The following is a 24,933-nucleotide window of genomic DNA, read 5'->3' on the forward strand; positions in this document are numbered from 1 at the left end:
GGGTCGTGGGCAGGGGTCCCGCGTCAGTCGGGACGCACCGCCCGCCGGCGCCGGGTGCGGGGACCGCCGAAGCACGCCGGACCGGCAGCGCCGGGCAGCAGGATGCCGCCGAGCACGGCACCACCGACCCCGGCGCCCTCGTACCCCCCGGCGGGGTTGCCGTGCGCCCGCACGTCCCGTTCCGCGAGGTCCCGTGCCTCGCGGCCGAGCACGTCGGCCCGCCGCACCTCGGCGAGAGCGAAGGCCCCGGCCGCCAGGAGCTGTTCGGCCGCCGCGAGACGCGTACGCGCCGCGCAGCCGACCGCCTCCCGGTTCGTGGCCACGAAGTCCTCCGCGGCACCGACCGCCGCACGGGCCGGAAGGAGGGCGTCGTCGCGCAGGGCGCGGAAACGTTCCCCGGGTACGGCGCACACCTCGGCGAGGACCACGCCCGCTTCGGCGACCTGCCGCAGCGCGTCGAGCGGATCGTACGGTCCGGCCGTGATCTCCCGGCGCACATCGACGAGCAGCGCCTCGGCGTGCGCGACCCGCACGGGCAGTTCCCCGACGGCCCCGTCGGCGCGCGGTCCGCGCGCCTCGGCGAGATCGTCCTCCAGCGTGTCCAGTGCGGCCGGCAACCGCCCCTCCGCCGAACCCAGTTCGCCCGCGAGACGGTCGACCCCGTCGATGAGCAGGGCGGCCTGGCCGAGGGCGCCCTCCGCCGCACGCAGAAAGGCCGCCGCCTTGCCGCCCTTGCCCCGGTCGGCGCACTGACGCGCGAGGTTGAGACGGATGGTGGCGAACACCAGCCGCTCCTTGGTGTGTTCGCGGTGGCCCGTGACCGGGGCGGTCGCGGAGCGGGCGTACCGCTTGTGCAGCTCGCCCAGCGTCGTCTCCATGGCCGGGGTCCGCGCCGCCACCGCGCGGAACCGGGTCTCCGTGAGCCCCAGCGCGGTGGCCGTGTCGTGCTCCAGGCCGCGCAGCTGGTCGAACCCGGCCGCCTCCGCGTCCAGCCGCCGCCCGGCGTCGCCGCAGTGGGCCCGGATCTCCTCCAGCGTGCCCCGGTCCTCGGCACCGCGGCCGGTCTCCTCGAGCAGCTGCCGAAGCCCGAAGGCCGCCGCGAGCTCGGACTTCGCACCGGCCAGTGCGCCCGCGTACGGCTCGACGGCCGCGTCGCCGAACTGCGCTCTGGCGCAGTCGAGTTCCTCGGCACTCGTACGGACGCAGTCGTCGGTGTCCACGAGTAACGACCGTATCTGCCGGTCGAGTTCGGGCACGGACGTCAGTCCGGCCGGATGCCCGCCGGGTGTCGTGCGGGTCCTCGCGCGCTGCTTGCGCCGGGCGTATCCGTACGCCCCCAGCGCCGCCGCGGTGCCGACGGCGACGAGCGGAAGGACGAGGTCCCCGTTGGTCGTCCCGTCCGGTCCGTCCGAGGCCGCCGTCTCCTGGGCCACGGCCCCGTCGGTGCCCTGCGCGTTGCGTGCCGCGGTCACCGGTGCCTCGCCGTCCTCCGTGGCCAGGGGCAGCACCAGCCACCCCACCGCCATGAGCCCCCCGAGCACGGTATGCGCCACTCGCACGGCTATGTGCGACGGGACCTGGCGCGACCGGCTTCGGCTCAGGGGCGACGTCACATTTGGGAGCGTATGGCCGCATGCGCGCAGACGCGACCGGGGTGCGCCGAGGCGGGGACACCTAAGGTACGGGGGATACGGGGACGTACGGGAGGGGCACGGGGGATGGCTACTGAGCGGGCGGATTCCGGAAACGAGGCCCGTGCGGGCGGCCCCGGTCCCGAGACGGAGACACGGCGGGGGGAGCCCGGCACGGGGACACCGGCCGCGGCATCGCCCGCCGCACCGGTCACCACCGCGCCTCCGGCGGCCCCGGGCCGTGAACCCGGTCCCGCGCCGGATCCTGTGCCGGATCCCGAACCCGGTTCTGTGCCGGATCCCGAACCCGGTTCTGTGCCGGATCCCGAACCCGGTTCTGTGCCGGATCCCGAACCCGGTTCTGTGCCGGATCCCGAACCCGGTTCTGTGCCGGATCCCGAACCCGGTCCTGTGCCGGATCCCGCACCCGGTCCTGTGCCGGACTCCGCACCCGATGTTGCCTCCGCACCCGATACGGCGTCGGCCTCCGCACCCGCCCCTGCGCCGGCCTCCGTGACCGGTCCTGCGGCCGATCCCGTGACCGGACCTGCGACCGATCCCGCGCCGGGCCCCGCCACAGGTCCCGCGTCGGGCCCCGCGGACATCGACACCGTGTCCGCCCCCGCGGAGACCTCGTCGGGCCGGGCGGACACCCCGGCAGGCTCCGCCGAGACCCCGCAGCACCCCACCGAGGAGCCGCCCGGGGCCGTCCGGGAGTCCGGGGCGGGAACCCGGCGCGGGCCCGTCGGGCGGCACCCGCGCCTGCGGTGGCCCAAGCGCGTGCTGCTCGCGCTGGTCCTCGTCCTGCTGGTGCCCTCCCTGGCCGCGGGCATCGCCCTGCGGGTGAACTACGCCGGAGACCCCGGGCCCGGGACCGCGACGAGGAACCGTGACGCCCTCTGGCTGGGGCACGCCTGGGTCGACGGGCGGAAGAAGGACGCGGACGTCACCTCGCTGGCGGCGCGGCTGCGGAGCACCGGCATACGCGATCTGTACGTGCACGCGGGACCGCTGGAGCACGACGGGACCCTGCCGAGGACGGCCTACCCGCGGGCCGCGTGGCTGATCGCGGCGGTGCACCGCGAACTGCCCGGCGTACGGGTGCAGGCCTGGCTCGGCGACGCGCTGGCGAGCGAAGGGCCGCACGGGCTGCGCATGGAGCGGGCGGGGACCCGGAAGGCGGTCGTGGGCTCCACCCGGCAGATCCTGGCGGCCGGATTCGACGGCGTCCACTTCGACTTCGAGCCCCTGCACTCCGGCAACCGCGACTACCTCTCCCTCCTCGACGACCTGCGTGAGGTGACCCGCTCCCGGCACGTCCCGCTCTCCGTCGCCGCCCACCAGATCGACCCGCTGCCGGCCGCCCACGCGGTCCGCGGCTCCCTCACGAACCACCCCAAGTGGTGGTCCCAGTGGTACTTCGGACAGGTCGCCCGCCGGGTCGACCAGATCGCCCTCATGTCGTACGACACGGCCCTTCCGATGGAGAGCCTGTACGGCGGCTACGTCGCCCAGCAGACCTCTCTCGCCCTGGAGGTCACCCCGAAGTCGACCGACCTGCTGATGGGCCTGCCGTTCTTCCACGAGGACGACATGAGCCACCACGAGTCCGCCGAGACGGTCACCGCGGCCGTGCGCGGCGCGCGCCTCGGCCTGTCCCGCACGGACCGCCACCGCGACCGCTTCGGCCTCGCCCTGTACGTCGACTTCGCGGCGACCGAGGCCGACTGGACCGCCTACCGGGAGGGCTGGATGCGCTGACGCGTCCCACCCCCGCCGGGAGCCACCGATCCGTACGCGTTCTTGACGCGGGGTCCCTGGAGGCCCCGGCGCCCGCGTGCCATGATCGGCCCGTGGGCGTGCTCCGGCCCGCCCACGCGACGGCGCGCTTCTCCGGCGCGCCGGAGGGAGGGGGAGCGATGCACCCGTATCTGGTGGCGGCCGCCGTACTGGCCGTGGTGGCTCTCGCGGGGCTGGGGATCGTGGCCATCACGACGGGCTGGCTGATGCCGCTGGGCCGCCACCGCGTGCTGCGCCCGAAGCTGTGGGGCTACGGAGCGGTGACGGCGAGCGTCGGGATGACCCTGTTCATGTTCCTCGGCCCGTTCCACGGCCCCGACGCCGAGATGACCTCGTTCGCCATGTCGGGGATGGGCCTGTTCCTGCTGGGCAACGTGTTCCAGCTGGCGGCGCAGCGACCCGGCCGGCCCTGAGCCGGGCCCGCGGCCGCTGCCGCCCGCCGGCTCGGGTCCGGCCCGTGTCCGCTACGTCCGGCGCCTGCCGATCTTCGACCCGAGCCACACCAGAGGGTCGTACTTGCGGTCGACGGCGCGTTCCTTCAGGGGGATCAGCGCATTGTCCGTGATCTTGATGCCTTCGGGGCAGACCTCCGTGCAGCACTTGGTGATGTTGCAGTAGCCGAGGCCGTGTTCGTCCTGGGCGGTCGCCTTGCGGTCGAGTCCCGTGTCGGCGGCGGCGTCCAGCGGGTGCATGTCCAGCTCCGCGACCCGCATCAGGAAGCGCGGGCCCGCGAAGGCGGTCTTGTTCTCCTCGTGGTCACGCACGACATGGCAGGTGTCCTGGCACAGGAAGCATTCGATGCACTTGCGGAACTCCTGCGACCGGTCGACGTCCTCCTGCTGCATCCGGTACTCGCCGGGCCCCAGTCCGGCGGGCGGCACGAAGGCCGGGACCTCCCTCGCCTTCGTGTAGTTGAAGCCGACGTCGGTGACCAGATCGCGCACCACGGGGAACGCGCGCAGGGGCGTGACGGTGATCGTCTCCTCGCGCGTGAACACGGACATCCGCGTCATGCACATCAGCCGCGGCCGTCCGTTGATCTCCGCCGAGCACGAACCGCACTTGCCCGCCTTGCAGTTCCAGCGCACGGCCAGGTCAGGGGCCTGGGTGGCCTGGAGCCGGTGGATGATGTCCAGCACCACCTCGCCGTCGTTCACCTCGACCGCGAAGTCCTCCAGGCCACCGCCCTTGACGTCGCCCCGCCACACCTTGAAGCGGGCCTCGTAGCTGCTCACTCGTAGAGCTCCTCTTCGGCGAGGTACTTGACCAGCTCTTCCTTCTCGAAGAGAGCGAGCAGGTCGGAGCGGATGGGTTCGGTGGTCTCGCGGACCAGGTCGATCTGCCCGCGTACGGGGTCGGTCGCGGCCAGTCCGCCCGTCGGGTCCGTCAGTCGGCAGAGCAGATTGATCCGCCGCCAGGCGCGGTCCATCGACGGATGGTCCTCGCGGGTGTGCCCGCCACGGGACTCGGTGCGTTCCAGCGCGGCCCGGGCCACGCACTCGCTGACCAGGAGCATGTTCCGCAGGTCGAGGGCGAGGTGCCAGCCCGGGTTGAACTGGCGGTGCCCCTCCACGCCGGCCCGGCGTGCCCGTACCCGCAGGTCCGCGAGTTTCTCCAGGGCCTGTTCCATCTCCGCCTCGCGCCGGATGATGCCGACCAGGTCGTTCATGGCCTGCTGGAGTTCCTGGTGCAGGGTGTACGGGTTCTCGGGCGGACGGCCGTCCTCCTCACCCGCTTCGGGGCCTTCGGCGGAGAAGGGCCGCAGCGCCTCCGCCGCCGCCGTGTCGATCTGGACGTCGTCCACGGGCGGGCGCCCGCCGTCCAGGCCGGCGGCATACTCGGCCGCGTGCAGACCGGCCCGGCGGCCGAACACCAGCAGGTCGGAGAGCGAGTTGCCGCCGAGCCGGTTGGAGCCGTGCATGCCGCCCGCGACCTCACCGGCCGCGAACAGTCCCGGTACGCCGCGTGCCGCCGCCGTGTCCGAGTCGACCGCGATGCCGCCCATGACGTAGTGGCAGGTGGGGCCGACCTCCATCGCCTCCGCCGTGATGTCGACGTCGGCGAGCTCCTTGAACTGGTGGTACATCGAGGGGAGCCGGCGCCTGATCACCTCGGCGGGCATACGGGTGGACACGTCGAGGAATACACCGCCGTGCGGCGAGCCGCGGCCCGCCTTCACCTCGGAGTTGATGGCGCGCGCGACCTCGTCCCGGGGGAGCAGTTCGGGGGGACGCCGGTTGTGGTCCGGGTCCTCGTACCAGCGGTCGCCCTCCTCCTCCGACTGCGCGTACTTCTCCTTGAAGACGTCGGGGATGTAGTCGAACATGAACCGCTTGCCCTCGGAGTTCGTGAGCACTCCGCCGTCGCCGCGCACGGACTCGGTGACGAGGATGCCCTTCACCGACGGCGGCCAGACCATGCCCGTCGGGTGGAACTGCACGAACTCCATGTTCAGCAGGGGCGCACCGGCGAGCAGGGCGAGCGCGTGCCCGTCGCCGGTGTACTCCCACGAGTTCGACGTCACCTTGAAGGACTTGCCGATGCCGCCGGTGGCGATCACCACGGACGGCGCTTCGAGGACGAAGAAACGGCCGGTCTCCCGCTCGTAGCAGAAGGCACCGGAGACGCGTTCGCCGTCCTTCAGGATCCGGGTGACCGTGCACTCCTGGTAGACCTTCAGGCGCGACTCGTAGTCCCCGGTCTCCTTCATGTCCTCCTGCTGGAGGGAGACGATCTTCTGCTGGAGCGTGCGGATCAGTTCCAGACCCGTCCGGTCGCCGACGTGGGCGAGCCGCGGGTACTCGTGGCCGCCGAAGTTGCGCTGCGAGATCCGCCCGTCCCCGGTGCGGTCGAAGAGCGCGCCCCACGTCTCCAGTTCCCAGACGCGGTCCGGGGCCTCCGTGGCGTGCAGCTCTGCCATCCGCCACTGGTTGAGGAACTTCCCGCCGCGCATGGTGTCGCGGAAGTGGACCTGCCAGTTGTCACCGGAGTTGACGTTTCCCATGGCCGCGGCGATACCGCCCTCGGCCATCACGGTGTGCGCCTTGCCGAACAGCGACTTGCAGATCACCGCCGTGCGGGCGCCCCGCTCCCGGGCCTCGATGGCGGCACGCAGCCCGGCGCCACCGGCGCCGACCACGACCACGTCCCACTCCTGCCGGTCGACCACGGACATCACAAGGCCCCACTCACTAGAAGAAGCGCGGATCGTCGAAGGCGCCGGACGCGACCAGGTACACGTAGAAGTCGGCGAGTGCCACGCTCACCAACGACGACCAGGCCAGCAGCATGTGACGGGCATTCAGCTTCCCGACCCACTGCCACATCCGGTAACGCACGGGATGTTTGGAGAAGTGCTTCAGCTTGCCGCCGACGATGTGCCGGCACGAGTGGCAGGAAAGGGTGTACGCCCAGATCAGGACGATGTTGACGAGGAACACCAGCGTGCCCAGGCCCATGTGGCCCCAGCGGTAGTGCTCGTCGCGGAAGGAGAGCACGGTGTCGTACGTGAGGATTCCCGCGACGACGACGGCCGCGTAGAAGAAGTACCGGTGGATGTTCTGGAGGATCAGCGGGAAGCGGGTCTCGCCGGTGTACTTCTTGTGCGGTTCGGCGACCGCGCAGGCCGGTGGCGACGCCCAGAAGCCCCGGTAGTAGGCCTTGCGGTAGTAGTAGCAGGTCAGCCGGAAGCCGAGCGGGAAGATCAGGATGATGATGGCGGGGGACAGGCCCCACCAACTCCCGAAGAGGTCCGCGTTGGGCCCGGCGTGCATCGTCCTGCACCGGTCCGCGAGACACGGCGAGTAGAAGGGCGAGACGTACGGCGCCGCGTAGTAGTACGTGTCGGCGAAGGCCCGCCAGGTCGAGTACACGACGAAGGCCAGCAGCCCGGCCGCCGTGACGGCGGGCGCCAGCCACCAGCGGTCGGTCCGCAGATGCGGTTCGGCGATCGCGGCGCGCGTACCGGAACGTACGCCGCCGCTGTTCAGATGAGGTTCCGTACCAGTGGTCAACGAATGCTCCGGTCGGGGTCAGGGGGCGTGCCGGTCGCGGGCGCCGAGACCCTCGTCGTCCGAATCGGTCCACAGGGAGCTGTCGTACGGGGTGTCGGGGATGGGGACCAGGTCGGGTCGGCGGGGCGACGGGGGGCCACCCCGGGCGGTCGCGGCCGAGCGCTCGGGGGAGGTCCCCGAGGCGGCCTCGCGCAGCAGCGCGACGCTTTCGCGCAGGTGATCGGCGTCTGTGCGCACCCGGCGCATCTCCAGACCGCCGCCCATCTGCTGTTCCAGGCGCCCGACCGACCTCTGGAGGTCGTCGAGACAGCGCTGGACTGACGTCAAGTCGTCGTGCACGGACATGACTTGCCCTCACTTCCACGGACACTGCGGTCCCAGGCGGCAACGTTCATGCGCCTGCGAGTGTTGCGCGTCACATACGCCCGTGTGAAGGCGCGTGCACGGATTTGAGGTCACGCCCCCCGCGGCTCGGCCACCGGATCGGCTGTGAGAGCCGGGGCGCGGGGGACGAGAGCCCGAAGCGCCCCGGAGCGCCCCGGAGCGCCCCGGAACCCTCCGGAGCTCTTCGGAGCCGCTGAGGGCGGCGAGGCTCAGGGGGCGGCCCGGGCCCGGGGGACGGACGTGGCTCCAGGCGCGGGCCGGCTCGAACGACGCGACTCGGGGGCGGCCCGGCTCCGGGGAGCGACGCGGCTCCAGGGGGCGGAGCGGTGACAGGCCGGGCTCGGGCCCACAGGACGGCCGCGGAGGCCCCGGAACCGCCCGGCATTGCTCCGCACGGGTGGGCTTCGGGCCCTCCACCGCCGTGTCGCCGCGCCCGCGAGGCCCCTCTCCCCTTCAGTGGGCGCATAGATCTGATCAGCTCCATATACCGCCAAACGTGATCAGAAACCGAGCTGCCCCACAGCGGAGCATCCCCCGGAGGTTGCAGTGATGTCCCACGACGGCGTCGGACTGCGCGCGGTGATGCGCTCGGTCGCGTTTCTCACCGCGGGAGCGCTCGCGGTACCCCTCCTCAGCGCGTGCAGCTCGGAGGACGACGCGAGCAAGCCCATTGCCGCGCAGGACATCGCGCCCGCGTCCCGTGACCTGATCACCGACGGCGGCACGCTGCGCTGGGCCGTGGACTCCGTTCCGGAGACTCTGAACGCCTTCCAGGCGGACGCCGACGCCGCGACCACGCGCGTCGCCGGTGCCGTCCTGCCGTCGATGTACCGCCTCGACCAGAACGGGCGCCCGCAGATCAACCCGAACTACCTGGAGTCCGCGAAGGTCGTCGAGAGCGAGCCCAAGCAGGTCGTGCTGTACAAGCTCAACCAGCAGGCGGTCTGGAGCGACGGGCGGGAGATCGGCGCCGCCGACTTCGCCGCCCAGTGGCGGGCCCTGTCCGGCAAGGACACCGCGTACTGGACCGCCCGCAATGCCGGCTACGACCGCATCGAGAAGGTCGAGCGCGGCAAGAACAACCTGGAGGTCCGCGTCACCTTCAGCCGGCCCTACGCCGACTGGAAGTCGCTGTTCTCGCCGCTGTACCCGAAGGACGTCATGGGCACCCCGGACACCTTCAACGACGGCGCGCGCAGGAAGCTGAAGGTCACCGCCGGGCCGTTCGCCGTCCAGGCGGTCGACCGCACGGCCGGGCAGGTCAGTCTCACCCGCAATCCGCGCTGGTGGGGCCGTCCCACCAAGCTCTCCGAGATCGACCTCGTCGCTGTCCCGCGCGCCGATCGGACCACCGCGCTTGCCGCGGGCCGGGTCGACCTGGCCGACGTCGACGCCGCGCAGGCCGAGCAGATCACCCTCGCCTCCCGCGACAAGGGCACCGCACCCCTTCAAGGGGCGCACGTCTCGCCCGGCACGTCCGCGTCCGCGTCGGCGTCGGGCACGGCATCCGGCGAGGCGTCCGCGTCGGCCCCGGCATCCGGCGAGGCGTCCGCCGGCACGTCCGCGAGCGTGTCCGGCGAGGCCTCCGCGAGCACGTCCGGTGAGGCCTCTCCCGACGGTTCCCAGAAGGCGTCTGCCTCCGCATCCGCGAGCGCGAGCGGCAAGGCATCGGCGAGCGCGTCCGACGACGGCAAGCCCGCACGCCGCACGAAGCACGGGAAGAAGGCGGAGCCGGCCGACCAGGTCGCGGGCCTGAGCGGATTCGTGATCCGCAAGTCCCTCGAACCGGCCTACACCCAGCTCGCCCTCAACGGCTCCGAGGGCCCGCTCGCCGACGAGCGCGTGCGCCGCGCCGTGGCCCGCGCCCTCGACCGCAAGGAACTCGCCCGGGTGGTGCTCCAGCCGCTCGGTCTGCCCGCCGAGCCGGTCGGCAGCCACCTCGCGCTCGCGGGTCAGCAGGCGTACGCCGACAACAGCGGCGCGCTCGGCGACCAGGACACCGCCGAGGCGCAGGCCCTGCTCTCCGACGCGGGATGGGTGCGCGGCGGGCCGATCACCGAGGAGAAGAAGACGGAGAAGGCCGCCGGGTCCAAGGGCAAGAAGGCGGAGGACGCCGAGGACCAGGACGGTTCCGGCGACGACGGGACGTACATCGTCGGCGAGGACAACAAGCCCGCCGAGGCCGACCGGGAGCAGAAGAACGACCCGAAGGACCACTCGGGGAACCACCAGTACAAGTCGGCCGACGAACAGGCGGGCGGGCACCTCGACGGGACCCGCTACGGGCACAAGGACGCCCATCGGGACGCTCCGGCCGGCGGGGCGCCCGGGGCGTACGCCCCCAAGGGCACGGCCGCCCCGGCCGGCGCCGCTGCCGGCGCGCTCGCCAAGGACGGCAAGCCGCTGACGCTCCGCTTCGTCCTGCCCTCCGGCCCCGGTTCGGAGCCCCTGCGCACGGTCGCCGACCGCATCTCGCAGATGCTCCAGCGCATCGGCATCCGCACCGACGTGTCCAGGGTCGCGGACGAGAGCTACTTCAAGGACCACATCGCCTCGGGCCAGTACGACCTGGCGCTCTACTCGTGGCCCGCCTCCGCCTTCCCGGCCACCGACGCGCGCCCGATCTACGCCAAGCCGGTGCCCGCCGCCGACGGCTCCCTGAGTGTCGAGCAGAACTACACCCGCGTCGGCACCGACCAGGTCGACCAGCTCTTCGACCAGGCCATCGGCACGCTCGACGAGGACGAGGCGAGCTCGCTGGTCCGCAAGGCCGACGCCCGGATCTGGGCCGCCGCCGGATCGATCCCGCTCTTCCAGCGCCCCCAGCTCACGGCCGCCCGCTCGACCCTCGTCAACACCGGCGCCTTCGGCTTCCAGACCCCGATCTACGAGGACATGGGCTTCCTGAAGAAGGGCGCGAACCCCTCCGCCAGCCCGTCGAAGAGCTAGGGGGTACCCGCCGGCGCTCCGACGGATGGTCCGCCGTCGAACAGCGGGGGACCGTCGGTCGAACAGCCGGGGACGTCCTGGGGTTCCCCTTCCCCTGGAGTGGCACCCGACGGACCGAAAAGGCCCGGTGAGCTGGGAGAAGAGCTCGCCGGGCCGTCGCCGTCGTGGCCCTGCGGAGGCCGCCTCCGTCGCGGCCACGTACCATGGGGTAAGGCCGTGGCGTGTTCAGCCCGGCAGGCCCCGCGCAGCGGAGGCCGTCCACTCACCCCGGGAGAAGCGCCTCAATATGGCCACGCGCCACGACATCCGCAACGTCGCCATCGTCGCCCACGTCGACCATGGCAAGACCACCCTGGTCGACGCCATGCTCAAGCAGGCCGGTGCCTTCGCCGCGCACGCCGCTGAGTCGCTCGACGACCGCATGATGGACTCGAACGACCTGGAGCGTGAGAAGGGCATCACGATCCTGGCGAAGAACACGGCGGTCAAGTACCACCCGAAGGATGGCGGCGACGCCATCACGATCAACATCATCGACACCCCCGGCCACGCCGACTTCGGTGGTGAGGTCGAGCGCGGTCTGTCGATGGTGGACGCGGTCGTCCTCCTCGTCGACGCCTCCGAGGGCCCGCTGCCGCAGACCCGCTTCGTGCTGCGCAAGGCGCTGCAGGCCCGCCTGCCCGTCATCCTGTGCATCAACAAGACGGACCGCCCGGACTCGCGCATCGACGAGGTCGTGAACGAGGCGTACGACCTCTTCCTCGACCTGGACGCCGACGAGGACCAGATCGAGTTCCCGATCGTCTACGCCTGCGCGCGTGACGGCGTGGCGTCGCTGACCAAGCCGGAGGACGGCACCGTCCCGGCCGACAGCGACAACCTGGAGCCGTTCTTCTCCACGATCCTGGAGCACGTCCCGGCCCCGTCCTTCGACGAGTCCGCGCCGCTCCAGGCCCACGTGACCAACCTGGACGCCGACAACTTCCTCGGCCGTATCGCGCTGCTCCGCGTCGAGCAGGGCGAGCTGCGCAAGGGCCAGAGCGTCACGTGGATCAAGCGCGACGGCACGATGGCCAATGTGCGCATCACCGAGCTGCTGATGACCGAGGCGCTCACCCGCAAGCCCGCCGAGGTGGCCGGCCCCGGTGACATCTGCGCCGTCGCCGGTATCCCGGACATCATGATCGGTGAGACCCTCGCCGACACCGAGAACCCGATCGCGCTGCCGCTGATCACGGTCGACGAGCCGGCGATCTCCATGACCATCGGCACGAACACCTCGCCGCTGGTCGGCCGCGGCGGCACGGGCAAGGGCGCGGACGCCAAGGCCGCGGTCAAGGACCGCAAGGTCACCGCCCGCCAGGTCAAGGACCGCCTCGACCGCGAGCTGATCGGTAACGTCTCCCTCCGCGTGCTCGACACCGAGCGCCCGGACGCCTGGGAGGTCCAGGGCCGTGGTGAGCTCGCGCTCGCCATCCTGGTCGAGCAGATGCGCCGTGAGGGCTTCGAGCTGACCATCGGCAAGCCGCAGGTCGTCACCCAGGAGATCGACGGCAAGATCCACGAGCCCGTCGAGCGCATGACGATCGACGTGCCCGAGGAGCACATGGGCGCGGTCACGCAGCTCATGGGCGTCCGCAAGGGCCGGATGGACAACATGTCGAACCACGGCTCCGGCTGGGTCCGCATGGAGTTCGTCGTCCCGTCCCGCGGCCTCATCGGCTTCCGTACGGAGTTCCTGACCGGCACGCGCGGCACGGGCATCGCCCACTCCATCCACGAGGGCCACGAGCCGTGGTTCGGCACGCTGGCGACCCGTAACAACGGCTCGCTCGTCGCCGACCGCGCCGGCGCCGTCACCGCGTTCGCGATGACGAACCTCCAGGAGCGCGGCGTGCTGTTCACCGACCCCGGCACCGAGGTGTACGAGGGCATGATCGTCGGCGAGAACTCGCGCTCCGACGACATGGACGTGAACATCACCAAGGAGAAGAAGCTCACGAACATGCGGTCGTCCTCGGCCGACTCGTTCGAGGCGATCGTGCCGCCGCGCAAGCTCTCGCTGGAGCAGTCGCTGGAGTTCTGCCGCGACGACGAGTGCGTCGAGGTGACGCCGGAGGCCGTTCGCATCCGCAAGGTCGTGCTCGACCAGCGTGACCGTGCCCGCACCGCGAGCCGCGCCAAGCACGGCTGATCCACTGCGCCGAGCGCGGCTGATCGACCGCGCCGAGCGCGGCTGATCCACCGGGAATCGAACCCGGGTACCCCGTCATGGGGTGCCCGGGTTTTTTCGTTGCGGAAGATCTAGCCGTTCGCGCCGTCCCGTACAACCGGTTTTTTCCGGCTCTCGTGTCCGAAATGCGGAGCCTGCCGCCCGATACGCATGTAACACGTCCGTTTCGCGGGCTTCTCTCTCAGATCATTTTGTCCAGATTTTGGAAGATGTACGCGACAGCTGTGATGGAACCGAGACCTAAAGGCAGTGGTCGGTAGTTGGCTCATGTCAGATAGTTAGCCGCGTAACGCTCGGGTCAATGGGTCATGCGCTGTGGGGACAGCGCCGACTCACGAGCACAGTGGGGTGTTTGACCCTCCGTCAGGGGTGTCGGAGGTCAGTCAGGGGCCCCTCCTGTCCGTGCACCGGTTGAGTCATGAGGAGGCACCAGATGCCAACTACGCGTGTTCATCTGCGAGTTGTCGCACGCCGCGCCGCGGCGTACAGCGACCGCTAGGCATACGTCTCTCCTGATCCGCATGGTCCGAACGTGGCCGCCCGCACCCTGAGGCGGCCACGGACTCGGCGTACCCATGAAATGGACGAATCATGACGAGTCCGATCGAGATCGAGGGCGCGGAAGCCTCCACCGAGGTCGACGAGCAGACGCCGCAGAAGGGTTCCGACGCGCCGGAGAAGCTGGAGGGCCGATCGCCCGGCCAGCTGATGTGGCGCCGGTTCAAGCGAGACCGCACCGGTGTGGTCTCCGCCTACGTGGTGCTGTTCTTCTTCCTGATCGCCGCCCTCGCTCCGCTGATCTCGAAGCTGTACGGCAAGAACCCGTACACGCTGTACGGGCAGGACGATCCGCTGCTCCTGAACGACTTCAACATGCCCGCCGGCCCCAACGGCGGCATCACCTCGGAGTACTGGTTCGGCATCGAACCCACCCTGGGGCGCGATGTGTTCACGCAGCTCCTGTACGGCATGCGCACCTCGCTGTACACGGCGCTCGCGGCGACCGTCGCGATGGTCTTCATGGGTGTGCTGATCGGCCTGTTCGGCGGCTACTTCGGCGGCAAGGTCGACTACTGGCTCGGCCGTCTCACGGACTTCCTGCTGGCCTTCCCGCAGCAGCTGTTCATGATCGCCTCGATGCCGGTCATCACCGCGGTGTTCGTGGCTCCCGACGAGGAGACACCCACCTACATCCACGCGCTCGCCATCATCGGAGTGCTGTGGTTCCTCGGCTGGATGGGCCTCGCCCGGCTCATCCGGGCGGTCACCCTCTCGCTGCGCGAGCGGGAGTTCGTCGAGGCCGCGAAGGTCGCGGGCGCCTCGCCGTGGCGCATCATCCGCAAGGAACTGCTGCCCAACCTCGTCACACCGATCCTGGTGCAGGGCACCTACATGCTGCCGAGCACCATCCTGTCGGTCGCGTTTCTCTCGTTCGTCGGCGTGGGTTACACCGAACCGACCCCCGACTGGGGCCGGATGTTCGCCATCGGGTCGGACATCTACGAACAGGACCCCGTCTACATGTTCTTCCCGGGTGTCGCCATGGTCATCTTCGTCGTGGCGTTCAACCTCCTCGGTGACTCGGTCCGGGACGCCTTCGATCCCAAGACGGGCCGCTGACCCCGAGCGCGGGGTGCCGCTGCCACCCGGGAGCCGGCGACGAACCGGCAGTGCACCGCCAGGCAGCACCAGTGGATCATCACAACTCACAGGCAGGTGGACTCGACTCCATGAGCATCATCAGTTCTAGCAGAGCGCGGACCGCCGTCGTCGCGGTCGCGGCCGGCGCCCTCGCGCTGGCCGGCTGCAGCAGCAGTGACAGCGGCAACGGCAAGGACAAGAGCAAGAGCAAGAAGGAGGCCGCCGCTCAGTCGGCCGCGGTGACGATGGGTACCGCAGCGGACTCGACGGGTCCTGCCGAGGAGGTCCCGGGCGCCAAGCCCGGCGGCACGATCCAGGTGTACGAGGAGGACGACTTCTCGCACCTCGACCCCGGCCAGATCTACGTGAGCGACGCCGGCCTGCTCTCCAAGCTCATCTTCCGCGGCCTCACCACGTACAAGGAGGACGACAAGGGCGCCCTCACCGTCGTGGGTGACCTCGCCACCGACCCCGGCAAGATGTCGGACGGCGGCAAGACGTGGACGTACACCCTGAAGGACGGGATCAAGGACGAGACCGGTCATGTGATCGACTCGGCCGACGTCCGGCACACCTTCGAGCGGCTCTACGACCCGTTCATCACGGACGGCCCGTCCTACATCCAGCAGTGGATGTCGGGTTCCGGCACCACCTACCGCAAGGCGTACGCCGGTCCGTTCAAGGGCGGCAAGCACCTGCCGGACTCGGTGCTCGCCACCCCCGACGACAAGACGGTCGTCTTCCACTTCAAGGTCGCCCAGCCCGACCTGCCGCAGGCCCTGGCCATGGCCGGCTACTCCGTCGTCCCGGAGAAGACGGACACGAAGGCGAAGTACGACACCAAGCCGGTCGCCCTCGGCCCGTACAAGGTCTCGGAATTCAAGGCCGGCAAGAGCGTGAAGCTGGTCAAGAACACCAACTGGGACGCCAAGAGCGACGCCATGCGGCACCAGTACGTCGACGGCTTCAACATCGACATCAACCACGACGACGAGGACCAGACCAAGACGATCCTCGCCGACCGTGGTGACGCCAAGAACGCCATCATGATGACCGGTCAGGTCGCGACCACGCAGGTGCAGAAGGTCGTCTCCAACGCCGCGGCGATGAAGCGCACCATCCAGGGCTACGCGCCGTACGTGTGGCAGATGAACTTCAACATGGACCGCATCAAGGACAAGAAGATCCGCGACGCGATCACCTACGCCATGCCGTCCACCGCCATGTACAAGACGGACGGTGGCGCGTACGGCGGTGAGGTCGCCAACAGCCTGATGTCGCCGACCACTCCGGGCTACCAGAAGAACTACGACCCCTTCGACCGCTCGAAGAAGCCCAACGGTGACATCGAGAAGGCCAAGAAGCTGATCGACGAGGCCGGCGCCAAGGGCATGAAGATCGTCTACGCCTACGCCAACGTCCCGGTCCGCCAGCAGCAGGCGGTCCTCGTCGAGAACGCCCTCACCAAGATCGGCCTCGACGTCCAGAAGAAGGAGATCGACGCCGCCACCTGGTACGAGCAGGTGGGCAAGGTCAAGAACGGCTTCGACATCTACATGACCGGCTGGGGCCAGGACTGGTCCTCCGCCTCGACCGTCTTCCCGCCGCTGTACGACGGCACGCAGATCCAGGACGGTGCGTCGAACTACGCGCACATCAACGACGACCACGTGAACTCCGAGATCCAGCGGATCCTGAAGATCACGGACACCGCCGAGGCCACCAAGGCCTGGACCGCGCTGAACCAGTACATCAGCGAGAAGGTCAACCCCGCGTCGCCGATCTACTACACCAAGACGTTCCAGATCGCCGGCACCAACGTGGGCGGCCTGCGCTACTCCACGGTCACCAGCTACACCGACCCGACCCGGGTCTTCCTCAAGAGCTGACCACCCTCCCGGGGCGCACTGCGCGCAGTGCGCCCCGGGCGCTCCTGTCCCTGGCCGCCGTCCTGAGAGCAGCGTTCCGCCATGCTTCGATTCATCCTTCGCCGGACGTTCGGCGCGGTGCTCATCCTCCTGCTGATCAGCGCCTTCACGTTCTTCATGTACTACGCGATCCCCCAGGACCCGGCGACACTCGCGTGCGGCAAGAACTGCACCCCGGACGCGCTGGCGATCATCCACAAGAATCTGGGGCTCGACGATCCGATCCCGGTGCAGTACTGGAAGTTCCTCTCCGGCCTGTTCGCCGGGCGCGACTTCGCCGTAGGACACTGTCCGGCACCCTGCTTCGGCGTCTCCTTCCGTGACCAGCAGATGGTCTGGGACACGATCATGGACCGCTTCCCGTTGACGCTGTCCCTCACCATCGGCGGCCTGCTCGTCTTCCTGATCGTCGGTCTCGGCACCGGCCTCATCGCCGCCCGCTACCGCGGGACCTGGCTCGACAAGACGTTCTCCAGCATCTCGCTGGTGCTCAGCTCGATGCAGATCTACTTCCTCGGCCCGGTCGTCCTCGGCATCTTCGTCTACAGCACCGGCTGGCTGGACAAGCCCAAGTACGTTCCGTTCAGCGAGAATCCGGCGCAGTGGTTCATGGGCCTGCTGATCCCGTGGATCGTGATGTCCGTAATCTTCACCGCCAACTACACACGTATGTCCCGCTCGACGATGATCGAGCAACTCCAGGAGGAGCACGTCCGCGCGGCCCGTGCGAAGGGCATGACCGGGAGGTACGTCTTCTTCCGGTACGCCTGGCGCGGCTCGCTGATCCCGATCCTCACCATCCTCGGCATGGACCTGTCGGCGCTCCTCGGCGGCGCGGTCGTCACCGAGTTCACCTTCGGACTCGCCGGCATCGGACGGCTCGCCGTGGACTCGGTGGTCGGCAAGGACCTGCCGAAACTCATGGGCGTGATGCTCTTCAGCGCCGCGTTCATCCTCCTGCTCAACGTCATCGTGGATGCCCTGTACGCCGTGATCGACCCGCGTGTGCGGCTGTCCTAGTGCTTGAGGAGCCCTCTGAAGTGACCACACTCACCAAGCCCGAGGACGCCCCGGCCGCCGGCGCCTCCGACGCGTTCCTGTCGGTGCGTGACCTGCACGTCCGGTTCGCCACGGAGGACGGCGTCGTCAAGGCGGTCGACGGACTCTCCTTCGACCTGGAGCGCGGGACGACGCTCGGCATCGTCGGCGAGTCCGGGTCGGGGAAGTCCGTCACCAACCTGAGCATCCTGGGCCTGCACAACCCGCTGAGCACCACGATCGAGGGCGAGATCGTCCTCGACGGCAAGGAGCTCATCACCGCCACGGAGCCGGAGCTGGAGAAGCTCCGCGGCAACAAGATGGCGATGATCTTCCAGGACGCGCTCACCGCCCTGTCGCCGTACCACAGCGTCGGGCGGCAGATCGGTGAACCGTTCCGCAAGCACACCGGCGCCTCGAAGAGGGAGGCGCGGGAGCGGGCGATCGAGATGCTGGAGAAGGTGGGCATCCCGCACGCCAAGCGGCGCGTGGACGACTACCCGCACCAGTTCTCCGGCGGTATGCGCCAGCGCGCGATGATCGCGATGTCGCTGGTCTGCAACCCGGATCTGCTGATCGCCGACGAGCCGACGACGGCCCTCGACGTGACGGTCCAGGCGCAGATCCTGGACCTGCTCAAGGACCTCCAGCAGGAGTTCGGCTCCGCGATCATCATGATCACCCACGACCTCGGCGTGGTCGCCAACATGGCGGACGACCTGCTCGTGATGTACGCGGGCCGCGCGGTGGAGCGCGGCACCGTCCGTGAGGTGCTCAAGACTCCGCAACACCCGTACACCTGGGGCCTGCTGGCGTCCATGCCACGCCTGACGGCGGACGTGGACGAGCCGTTGACCCCCATTGCGGGCGCGCCGCCGTCGCTGCTGAACCCGCCCTCGGGCTGCCCGTTCCATCCGCGGTGCGCGTTCAGGAACGAGGTCGAGGGCGCCGACCGGTGCGTGGACATCCGGCCCGAGCTGCCGACGGGACGCGGCGCCGCCTGCCATCTGACGTCGGATCAAAAGAGCCGCATCTTCACCGAGACGATTCGGCCCAGGCTGGGCTGAGGGGACTGACTGTGAGCGACGAGAAAACCGCGGTCGTGACCGATGTGATCCCCGGTCAGCGGGACGTGGACCCGGGCGAACCCCTGATGCGGGTGACCGACCTGAAGAAGTACTTCCCGGTCAAGGGAGGCTTCCCGATCCGCCGGACGGTCGGCGCCGTGCAGGCCGTGGACGGCGTCTCCTTCGACGTCTTCCCCGGTGAGAGCCTCGGACTGGTCGGAGAGTCGGGCTGCGGCAAGTCCACCACGGGACGGCTGCTGACCCGCCTGATGGAACCCACCCAAGGCACGATCTCGTACCGCGGGAAGGACATCAGCCGCTCCAGCCGGCGTCAGCTGTCCCCGATCCGCTCCGAGATCCAGATGATCTTCCAGGACCCGTACGCCTCGCTGAACCCGCGGCAGACGGTCGGCACGATCATCTCCTCACCGATGGAGATCAACGGCGTCAACCCGCCCGGCGGGCGCGAGAAGCGTGTGCGTGAGCTGCTGGAGACGGTGGGTCTCAACCCCGAGCACTACAACCGCTTCCCGCACGAGTTCTCCGGCGGTCAGCGCCAGCGCATCGGTGTGGCCCGCGCGCTCGCGCTCAAGCCGAAACTGATCGTGGCGGACGAGCCGGTCTCGGCTCTGGACGTCTCCATCCAGGCGCAGGTGGTGAACCTCCTGCAGGAGGTCCAGCGGGAGATGGGCATCGCGTTCGTCTTCATCGCCCACGACCTCGCGGTGGTACGGCACTTCTCGCAGCGCGTCGCGGTCATGTACCTCGGCAAGATCGTGGAGCTCGCCGACCGGACGTCGCTGTACACCGGCCCCCGGCACCCGTACACCCACGCGCTGATGTCGGCCGTCCCCGACGCGGACATCGATGCCGAGAAGAAGGAACGCATCCGTCTCCAGGGCGACGTCCCGTCCCCCATCTCCCCGCCGTCCGGCTGCCGTTTCCGCACGCGCTGCTGGAAGGCCCAGGACAAGTGCGCGCAGGAGGAACCGCCGCTGGTCCGCCTCTCCGGCAACGCCGAGGGCCACCTCACCGCCTGCCACTTCCCGGAGGATCCCACCATCGAGGCGCGTGCCGAGGACATCGTGCTGGATCCGGCACTGGCGGCGCTGGAGGCCGAGGACGACTAGGGGGGTACCGAGCGAACCCGGGCGCCCGTCCGCCGGATCGCGGCCCGGCCGCGCAGGCTCCGTGTCCCGGTCCCAGGCCGGGAGCGGTCAGCGGCGCCCCGCCGGGCCGGCCACGGTGATGATCTCGGGGGAGGCGGGGGTCAGTGGCCTCCGCCCCCAGTCCCCGAACTGCTCGCGCACCAGCAGCCCGGCCTCGTCCAGGAAGCAGGACAGCGCCTCGGGGCCGAGGAAGCGCAGCGTGCTGCGGCTGGTCCGCGGCCGTTCCCACGCCGGATGCTCGAACGTCTCCGTGAACGTCACCCGCTCCCCGAGCACCGGCGCCTCCACCTCGTGCCACACGCGGACGACCGCTCCGTGCGCGTCGCTCACCTCGTGCACGTGCTCGGGGCTCCACGACTCCCAGGAGCGGGCGGCGGGATGGCGCGTCTCGAACACGAACTGCCCGCCGTCGCACAGCGCTTCGCGCACGGTGCCGAGGGCGACCCGCAACTCCTCGTCACCGAGCAGGACCTGGAAGGCGTGGCCGGTCATCACCACGAGATCGAACTCCCGCTCCCAGCGGGTGGAGGCGAGATCCCCGAGCACCCACTCGACCGCGTCCCACCGCCGCGCCTGCACCAGCATGGCCGCCGCCGGATCGAGCCCGCACAGTCGGCCGCGATGTCCGGCCTCCCGGGCCCGGCCCAGCAACTGCCCTGTCCCGCACCCGACATCGAGCACCGACTGCGCGGACATCACCAGGTCCAGATAGAAGTCGTCGCTCGGGCCCCAGGGATTGAGCGCGTCGTACAGGGCGGCGAGGGTGACGTCACTGAACGAACGATCAGTCATCGCAGCAGTCTGTCAGCCCGCAAGGCCGCTCGAACCATGTTCGGAAAGTACCGGTGGTAAATCGCTCGACATCGAACGGCCGGGCCGGGATGCTTCCGTTCGATGACGCGAACCGATACGCCTCCCTCCTGGGACGAGCGCACTCAGCTGGCCACCTTCCTCGACTACGCCCGGGCCACCGCCCGCGACAAGTGCGAGGGCGTCTCCGCGGAGGACGCCGTCAAGGCGCCGCTGCCGGGCTCCCCGCTGATGACCCTGTGCGGGCTGATCAGCCATCTGCGCTGGGTCGAGTACTTCTGGTTCCAGGTCGTCTTCCTCGGCGAGGAGGACGAGGGCCCCTGGACGGACGAGGACCCCGACCGCGAGATGCGCATCGCCGTCGACGTCCCTCTCGCCCAGCTCCTCGACGAGTACGAGGAGCAGAGCGCCCGCTACCAGGACCTGGTGGCCGGGCACGACCTGGACGCCGAGGCGAAGCGGCCCATCCGTGACGGCCGCCATGTGAACCTGCGCTGGATCATCCTGCATCTGGTCGAGGAGACGGCCCGCCACAACGGCCACCTCGACATCCTGCGCGAGCTGGCCGACGGCCGCACCGGCTCCTGAGGAGAAGCCCTGTTGAACCCCACGATCCGCACCATCACCTTCGACTGCACCGGAGACCCGTACGATCTCGGGCTGTTCTGGAGCGAGTTGCTCGGACGGCCGCTCGCCGACGACGACAAACCCGGTGACCCGGAAGCGGTGATCCAGGACCCGTCAGGGGGACCGGCCCTGCTGTTCGTGCGCGTCCCCGAAGGCAAGACGGCCAAGAACCGCATCCATCTGGACCTCCAGCCTCAGGACCGCACCCGGGGGGCGGAGGTCGAGCGCGCCATCGGGCTCGGGGCCCGCCTGGTCGCGGACCACACCCGTCCCGACGGCCGGGGCTGGGTCACCCTCGCCGACCCCGAGGGCAACGAGTTCTGCATGGAGCGCGGCGCCGCGGGCTGAGCCCGGCACGGCGCGGTACGAACGCGCGAAGGCCCGCACCCAGCAGGGTGCGGGCCTTCTTCATGCCCGGGAACCGGACGTTCGTGGGCTCGGGTCAATGGGCCGGCGAAGGTCGGTCCCGCAAGCCGCGGGCTGACGAAAAGGGGTGTGTCAGGCCGCGACGTCCTTGGAGAGGCGGGGCGCCGGGACGGTGTCGTGGGTCTCGGGGTAGTGGCAGGCCGTCAGGTGGCCTTCCTTGTTGCCCGCGACCTGGACCAGCGGCGGAGCCTCCGTCGCGCACTTCTCCGTCGCCTTCCAGCACCGGGTGCGGAAGCGGCAGCCCGACGGCGGGTTGAGCGGCGAGGGCACGTCGCCGGTGAGGCGGATGCGCTCGCGGGCCGGGATGTCGTCGGCCGTCGCCTCGGGGACGGCGGAGAGCAGGGCACGCGTGTAGGGGTGACGCGGGTTGTCGTAGAGGTCCTCGCGGTCCGCGATCTCCACGATCTTGCCGAGGTACATGACCGCCACACGCTGCGAGAAGTGGCGGACGACGGCGAGGTCGTGGGCGATGAAGACGAACGCGATGCCCAGGTCCTGCTGGAGCTCCTGGAGCAGGTTGACGACCTGCGCCTGGATGGAGACGTCGAGCGCGGAGACCGGCTCGTCCGCGACGATCAGCTTGGGCTCCAGGGCGAGCGCGCGGGCCACGCCGATGCGCTGGCGCTGACCGCCGGAGAACTCGTGCGGGAAGCGGTTGTAGTGCTCCGGGTTGAGACCCACCGTCTCCAGCAGCTCACGCACGCGCTTCTCGTGGCCGCCGGGCGGGTTGATCCCGTTGATCTCCATCGGGCCCGAGATGATCTTGCCGACCGTCTGCCGCGGGTTCAGCGAGGCGTACGGGTCCTGGAAGATCATCTGGATCTCGGAGCGGACCGGAGCCAGCTGCTTGCGGCCCGCGTGCGTGATGTCCTGGCCGCGGTACTTGATGCTGCCGCCGGTGGGCTCCAGCAGACGCGTGATCAGCCGGCCCGTGGTCGACTTGCCGCAGCCGGACTCGCCGACCAGACCCAGGCTCTCGCCCTCGGCGACCTGGAAGTCCAGGCCGTCCACGGCCTGCACGGCGCCGATCTTCCGCTTGAAGGGGAAGCCGCCCATGACCGGGAAGTGCTTGGTCAGTCCGGTGACGTCCAGGAGGGGGTTGGTGTTGCTCATGATCGTGATTCCCGTCTCGTGTCCGTCAGTGCGACCGGGTCGCGGCGTAGTCGGCGAAGAACTCACGGCGCTGGTCGTCCGTGAGGTGGCAGGCGGAGCCCCGCCCGTCCGTGATGTCCAGCAGCGGCTGCTCGGTGGAGCACAGGCCGCCCTGGACCTTCTCCGCGAAGGTGCACCGCGGGTGGAAGCGGCAGCCCGACGGCGGGTTGAGAAGCGAGGGCGGCGAACCGGGGATGGGCGACAGCGGGACGTCGACCGGCCCCTCCAGGCTCGGCATCGAGCCCAGCAGACCCCAGGTGTACGGGTGCTGCGGGGCGCGCAGCACCTCCTTCTTGGTGCCGCGCTCCACGCACCGGCCGCCGTACATCACCAGCACGTCGTCCGCGATGTCGGCGATGACACCGAGGTCGTGCGTGATGAAGATGATCGCCGTGCCGAACTCCTGCTGGAGGTCCTTGAGGAGGTCCATGATCTGGGCCTGCACGGTCACGTCGAGCGCGGTGGTCGGCTCGTCCGCGATCAGCAGCTCGGGGTCGCAGACCAGGGCCATGGCGATCATCGCGCGCTGGCGCATACCGCCGGAGAACTGGTGCGGGTAGTCGTCCACCCGGACGTCCGGCTGCGGGATGCCGACGCGCCTGAGCATCTCGATCGCCCGCTCCCGGGCCTCCTTCTTGGAGGCACCGGTGTGCTTGCGGTACGTCTCGCCGATCTGCTTGCCGATGGTGTGGTACGGCGAGAGCGAGGCCAGCGCGTCCTGGAAGATCATCGACATCTTGTTGCCGCGCAGCTGCTCCAGCTCCCGCTCGGAGGCGGTCAGCAGCTCCTTGCCGTCGAGGAGGATCTCCCCGTCGATCGAGGTGCGGTCACGGTCGTGGAGCCCCAGGATCGTGAGGTTCGTGACGGACTTGCCCGAACCGGACTCGCCCACGATGCCGAGCGTCTTGCCCTTGGCCAGGTCGAAGGAGAGACCGTCGACGGCCTTGACGACGCCGTCTTCGGTGGAGAAGTGGACCTTCAGATCCCTGACGGACAGGAAGGGCTGCTGATCGGTGCTCGTCACGGGGACGCTCCTGAGGGGGTGATGCCGGGGTTGCTGTCGGGGGCGGGGTGCCCGGGGTCAGGCGAGCCGGATCCGCGGGTCGATGAGGGCGTAGACGGCGTCGACGATGATGTTGAAGAACACGATCGCGCCGGCCGACAGGACGGTGACGCCGAGCAGCATGGGCAGGTCGCTCTTGTTCACGGAGTCCACCGCGAGGCGGCCGATGCCCTGGATGCTGAAGGTCGATTCGGTGATGATCGCGCCACCGATCAGGGTGCCCAGGTCGATGCCGAAGACCGTGACGATGGGACCCATCGCACCGCGCCAGGCGAACCGGAAGAACACGTTCGCACGGGACAGGCCCTTGGCGCGGGCCGTGCGGACGTAGTCCTCACTGAGCTGCTCGACCAGCTGGGAGCGGGTCATGCGGGTGTAGTTGGCGGTGAAGATGATCGCCAGGGTCAGCCAGGGCAGCAGCAGCCCGGAGAACCAGGAGACCGGGTCCTCGCTGAGCGGCGTGTACGACGGCTGCGCGAACAGGCCGAGCTTGGCGACGAAGAAGAACATCGCGATGTAGCCGACGAAGTAGATCTGCAGCGAGGAGCCGAAGAGCGAGGCCGAGCTGGCGAACTTGTCCAGGAACTTGCCCTGCTTGACGGCGGCCAGCATACCGGCGCCGACACCGAAGATCAGGAAGACGATGGCCGCGCCGAAGGCGAGCGAGAGGGTCGTCGGCAGACGGTCCAGGATGGTGCCGAGGACGGGCTCGCGGTTGGCGAAGGAGTAGCCGAGGCAGGGGGCGTTGCAGTTGCCGAAGCTGCCGTAGTCGCGCCCGACGAACACACCCTTGAGCCAGTCCCAGTACTGCACCGGGATCGGGTGGTCGATGCCCAGGTTGTGCCGGATCTGCGCGAGCATGTCGGGCGTGCAGTTCTTGCCGCAGGACATCATCGCCGGGTCACGCGGAATGGCGTAGAAGAGGCCGAAGGTGATGGCACTGATGATCAGGAGGATGACCAGTGCGCCGAAGACTCGGCGGATGAGAAAGCGGGACATGGG

The 24,933-nt window shown here is 69.7% G+C and carries 20 protein-coding genes; 11 read left to right on the plus strand and 9 right to left on the minus strand.

The window, feature by feature from the left end:
- Nucleotides 1–23 precede the first annotated feature (23 nt).
- Nucleotides 24–1,526 carry a hypothetical protein gene (locus tag BKI49_RS24370; protein WP_179332560.1) on the minus strand — a complete coding sequence of 501 codons (1,503 nt, stop codon included), beginning with the start codon at nucleotides 1,524–1,526 and terminating at the stop codon, nucleotides 24–26.
- Between the two features lie 867 nt (nucleotides 1,527–2,393).
- On the opposite strand from BKI49_RS24370, the gene BKI49_RS24380 reads away from it, so the two are divergent.
- Together BKI49_RS24380 and BKI49_RS24385 are read left to right on the plus strand one after the other, a co-directional pair.
- Complete coding sequence (locus BKI49_RS24380; RefSeq protein WP_095936484.1) at nucleotides 2,394–3,392, plus strand: glycoside hydrolase family 18 protein; 999 nt, start codon at nucleotides 2,394–2,396, stop codon at nucleotides 3,390–3,392.
- Nucleotides 3,393–3,484: 92 nt separating this feature from the next.
- Nucleotides 3,485–3,844, plus strand: a complete 360-nt coding sequence (locus BKI49_RS24385; RefSeq protein WP_095936424.1) for a hypothetical protein — start codon at nucleotides 3,485–3,487, stop codon at nucleotides 3,842–3,844.
- A 51-nt stretch (nucleotides 3,845–3,895) separates the two neighbouring features.
- Here the strand turns inward: BKI49_RS24385 and BKI49_RS24390 are convergent, their stop codons facing one another.
- Genes BKI49_RS24390 through BKI49_RS24405 form a run of 4 tightly spaced genes read right to left on the minus strand, consistent with a single transcriptional unit; the run spans nucleotide 3,896 to nucleotide 7,789 of the window.
- A complete protein-coding gene (locus tag BKI49_RS24390) occupies nucleotides 3,896–4,666 on the minus strand; it encodes a succinate dehydrogenase/fumarate reductase iron-sulfur subunit (protein ID WP_095936425.1) in 771 nt (256 codons plus the stop codon).
- On the minus strand, nucleotides 4,663–6,606 hold the full coding sequence (locus BKI49_RS24395) for a fumarate reductase/succinate dehydrogenase flavoprotein subunit (RefSeq protein WP_095936426.1): 1,944 nt from the start codon (nucleotides 6,604–6,606) through the stop codon (nucleotides 4,663–4,665). Before BKI49_RS24395 ends, BKI49_RS24390 begins: the two co-directional genes overlap by 4 nt.
- 16 nt (nucleotides 6,607–6,622) lie before the next feature.
- A complete protein-coding gene (locus BKI49_RS24400; protein ID WP_095936427.1) occupies nucleotides 6,623–7,444 on the minus strand; it encodes a hypothetical protein in 822 nt (273 codons plus the stop codon).
- 18 nt (nucleotides 7,445–7,462) lie between these two features.
- On the minus strand, nucleotides 7,463–7,789 hold the full coding sequence (locus BKI49_RS24405; protein WP_095936428.1) for a hypothetical protein: 327 nt from the start codon (nucleotides 7,787–7,789) through the stop codon (nucleotides 7,463–7,465).
- 588 nt (nucleotides 7,790–8,377) lie between these two features.
- Between BKI49_RS24405 and BKI49_RS24410 the strand changes: the two genes are divergently transcribed.
- The 7 genes from BKI49_RS24410 to BKI49_RS24440 all read left to right on the plus strand — a co-directional run bounded on the left by BKI49_RS24410 (nucleotide 8,378) and on the right by BKI49_RS24440 (nucleotide 19,814).
- A complete protein-coding gene (locus BKI49_RS24410; protein WP_095936429.1) occupies nucleotides 8,378–10,777 on the plus strand; it encodes an ABC transporter family substrate-binding protein in 2,400 nt (799 codons plus the stop codon).
- Between the two features lie 286 nt (nucleotides 10,778–11,063).
- Nucleotides 11,064–12,971: a translational GTPase TypA gene (gene typA / locus BKI49_RS24415; protein ID WP_095936430.1), complete on the plus strand. Its 1,908-nt coding sequence runs from the start codon at nucleotides 11,064–11,066 to the stop codon at nucleotides 12,969–12,971.
- A gap of 630 nt (nucleotides 12,972–13,601) precedes the next feature.
- Nucleotides 13,602–14,630 (plus strand): ABC transporter permease, encoded by a 1,029-nt coding sequence (locus tag BKI49_RS24420; RefSeq protein WP_095936431.1) that lies wholly within the window; start codon nucleotides 13,602–13,604, stop codon nucleotides 14,628–14,630.
- A 110-nt stretch (nucleotides 14,631–14,740) separates the two neighbouring features.
- Nucleotides 14,741–16,540, plus strand: a complete 1,800-nt coding sequence (locus tag BKI49_RS24425) for an ABC transporter substrate-binding protein (RefSeq protein WP_095936432.1) — start codon at nucleotides 14,741–14,743, stop codon at nucleotides 16,538–16,540.
- Nucleotides 16,541–16,621: 81 nt separating this feature from the next.
- Complete coding sequence (locus tag BKI49_RS24430) at nucleotides 16,622–17,599, plus strand: ABC transporter permease (RefSeq protein ID WP_095936433.1); 978 nt, start codon at nucleotides 16,622–16,624, stop codon at nucleotides 17,597–17,599.
- Between the two features lie 20 nt (nucleotides 17,600–17,619).
- Nucleotides 17,620–18,684: an ABC transporter ATP-binding protein gene (locus tag BKI49_RS24435; protein WP_095936434.1), complete on the plus strand. Its 1,065-nt coding sequence runs from the start codon at nucleotides 17,620–17,622 to the stop codon at nucleotides 18,682–18,684.
- A gap of 86 nt (nucleotides 18,685–18,770) precedes the next feature.
- Nucleotides 18,771–19,814 (plus strand): ABC transporter ATP-binding protein, encoded by a 1,044-nt coding sequence (locus BKI49_RS24440; protein WP_095936485.1) that lies wholly within the window; start codon nucleotides 18,771–18,773, stop codon nucleotides 19,812–19,814.
- Between the two features lie 87 nt (nucleotides 19,815–19,901).
- Here BKI49_RS24440 and BKI49_RS24445 read toward each other — a convergent pair whose 3' ends face one another.
- The gene (locus tag BKI49_RS24445; protein WP_095936435.1) at nucleotides 19,902–20,645 is read right to left on the minus strand and encodes a class I SAM-dependent DNA methyltransferase; all 744 of its coding nucleotides are present in this window, start codon (nucleotides 20,643–20,645) and stop codon (nucleotides 19,902–19,904) included.
- Nucleotides 20,646–20,747: 102 nt separating this feature from the next.
- Here BKI49_RS24445 and BKI49_RS24450 point away from each other — a divergent pair, with 102 nt between their 5' ends.
- Together BKI49_RS24450 and BKI49_RS24455 are read left to right on the plus strand one after the other, a co-directional pair.
- Entirely contained in the window at nucleotides 20,748–21,251 is a 504-nt protein-coding gene (locus BKI49_RS24450; protein WP_095936436.1) for a DinB family protein, read from the plus strand.
- 9 nt (nucleotides 21,252–21,260) lie between these two features.
- Nucleotides 21,261–21,638, plus strand: a complete 378-nt coding sequence (locus BKI49_RS24455) for a VOC family protein (RefSeq protein ID WP_095936437.1) — start codon at nucleotides 21,261–21,263, stop codon at nucleotides 21,636–21,638.
- 150 nt (nucleotides 21,639–21,788) lie between these two features.
- On the opposite strand, the gene BKI49_RS24460 is transcribed toward BKI49_RS24455, so the two are convergent.
- The 3 genes from BKI49_RS24460 to BKI49_RS24470 are packed head-to-tail and all read right to left on the minus strand — an operon-like array spanning nucleotide 21,789 to nucleotide 24,930.
- On the minus strand, nucleotides 21,789–22,829 hold the full coding sequence (locus BKI49_RS24460; protein ID WP_095936438.1) for an ABC transporter ATP-binding protein: 1,041 nt from the start codon (nucleotides 22,827–22,829) through the stop codon (nucleotides 21,789–21,791).
- 25 nt (nucleotides 22,830–22,854) lie between these two features.
- Nucleotides 22,855–23,892 carry an ABC transporter ATP-binding protein gene (locus BKI49_RS24465; protein ID WP_095936439.1) on the minus strand — a complete coding sequence of 346 codons (1,038 nt, stop codon included), beginning with the start codon at nucleotides 23,890–23,892 and terminating at the stop codon, nucleotides 22,855–22,857.
- Nucleotides 23,893–23,949: 57 nt separating this feature from the next.
- The gene (locus BKI49_RS24470) at nucleotides 23,950–24,930 is read right to left on the minus strand and encodes an ABC transporter permease (RefSeq protein WP_095936440.1); all 981 of its coding nucleotides are present in this window, start codon (nucleotides 24,928–24,930) and stop codon (nucleotides 23,950–23,952) included.
- Nucleotides 24,931–24,933: the final 3 nt, after the last annotated feature.

Source organism: Streptomyces sp. Tue6028, assembly GCF_002300165.1.
Lineage (GTDB): Bacteria > Actinomycetota > Actinomycetes > Streptomycetales > Streptomycetaceae > Streptomyces > Streptomyces siamensis.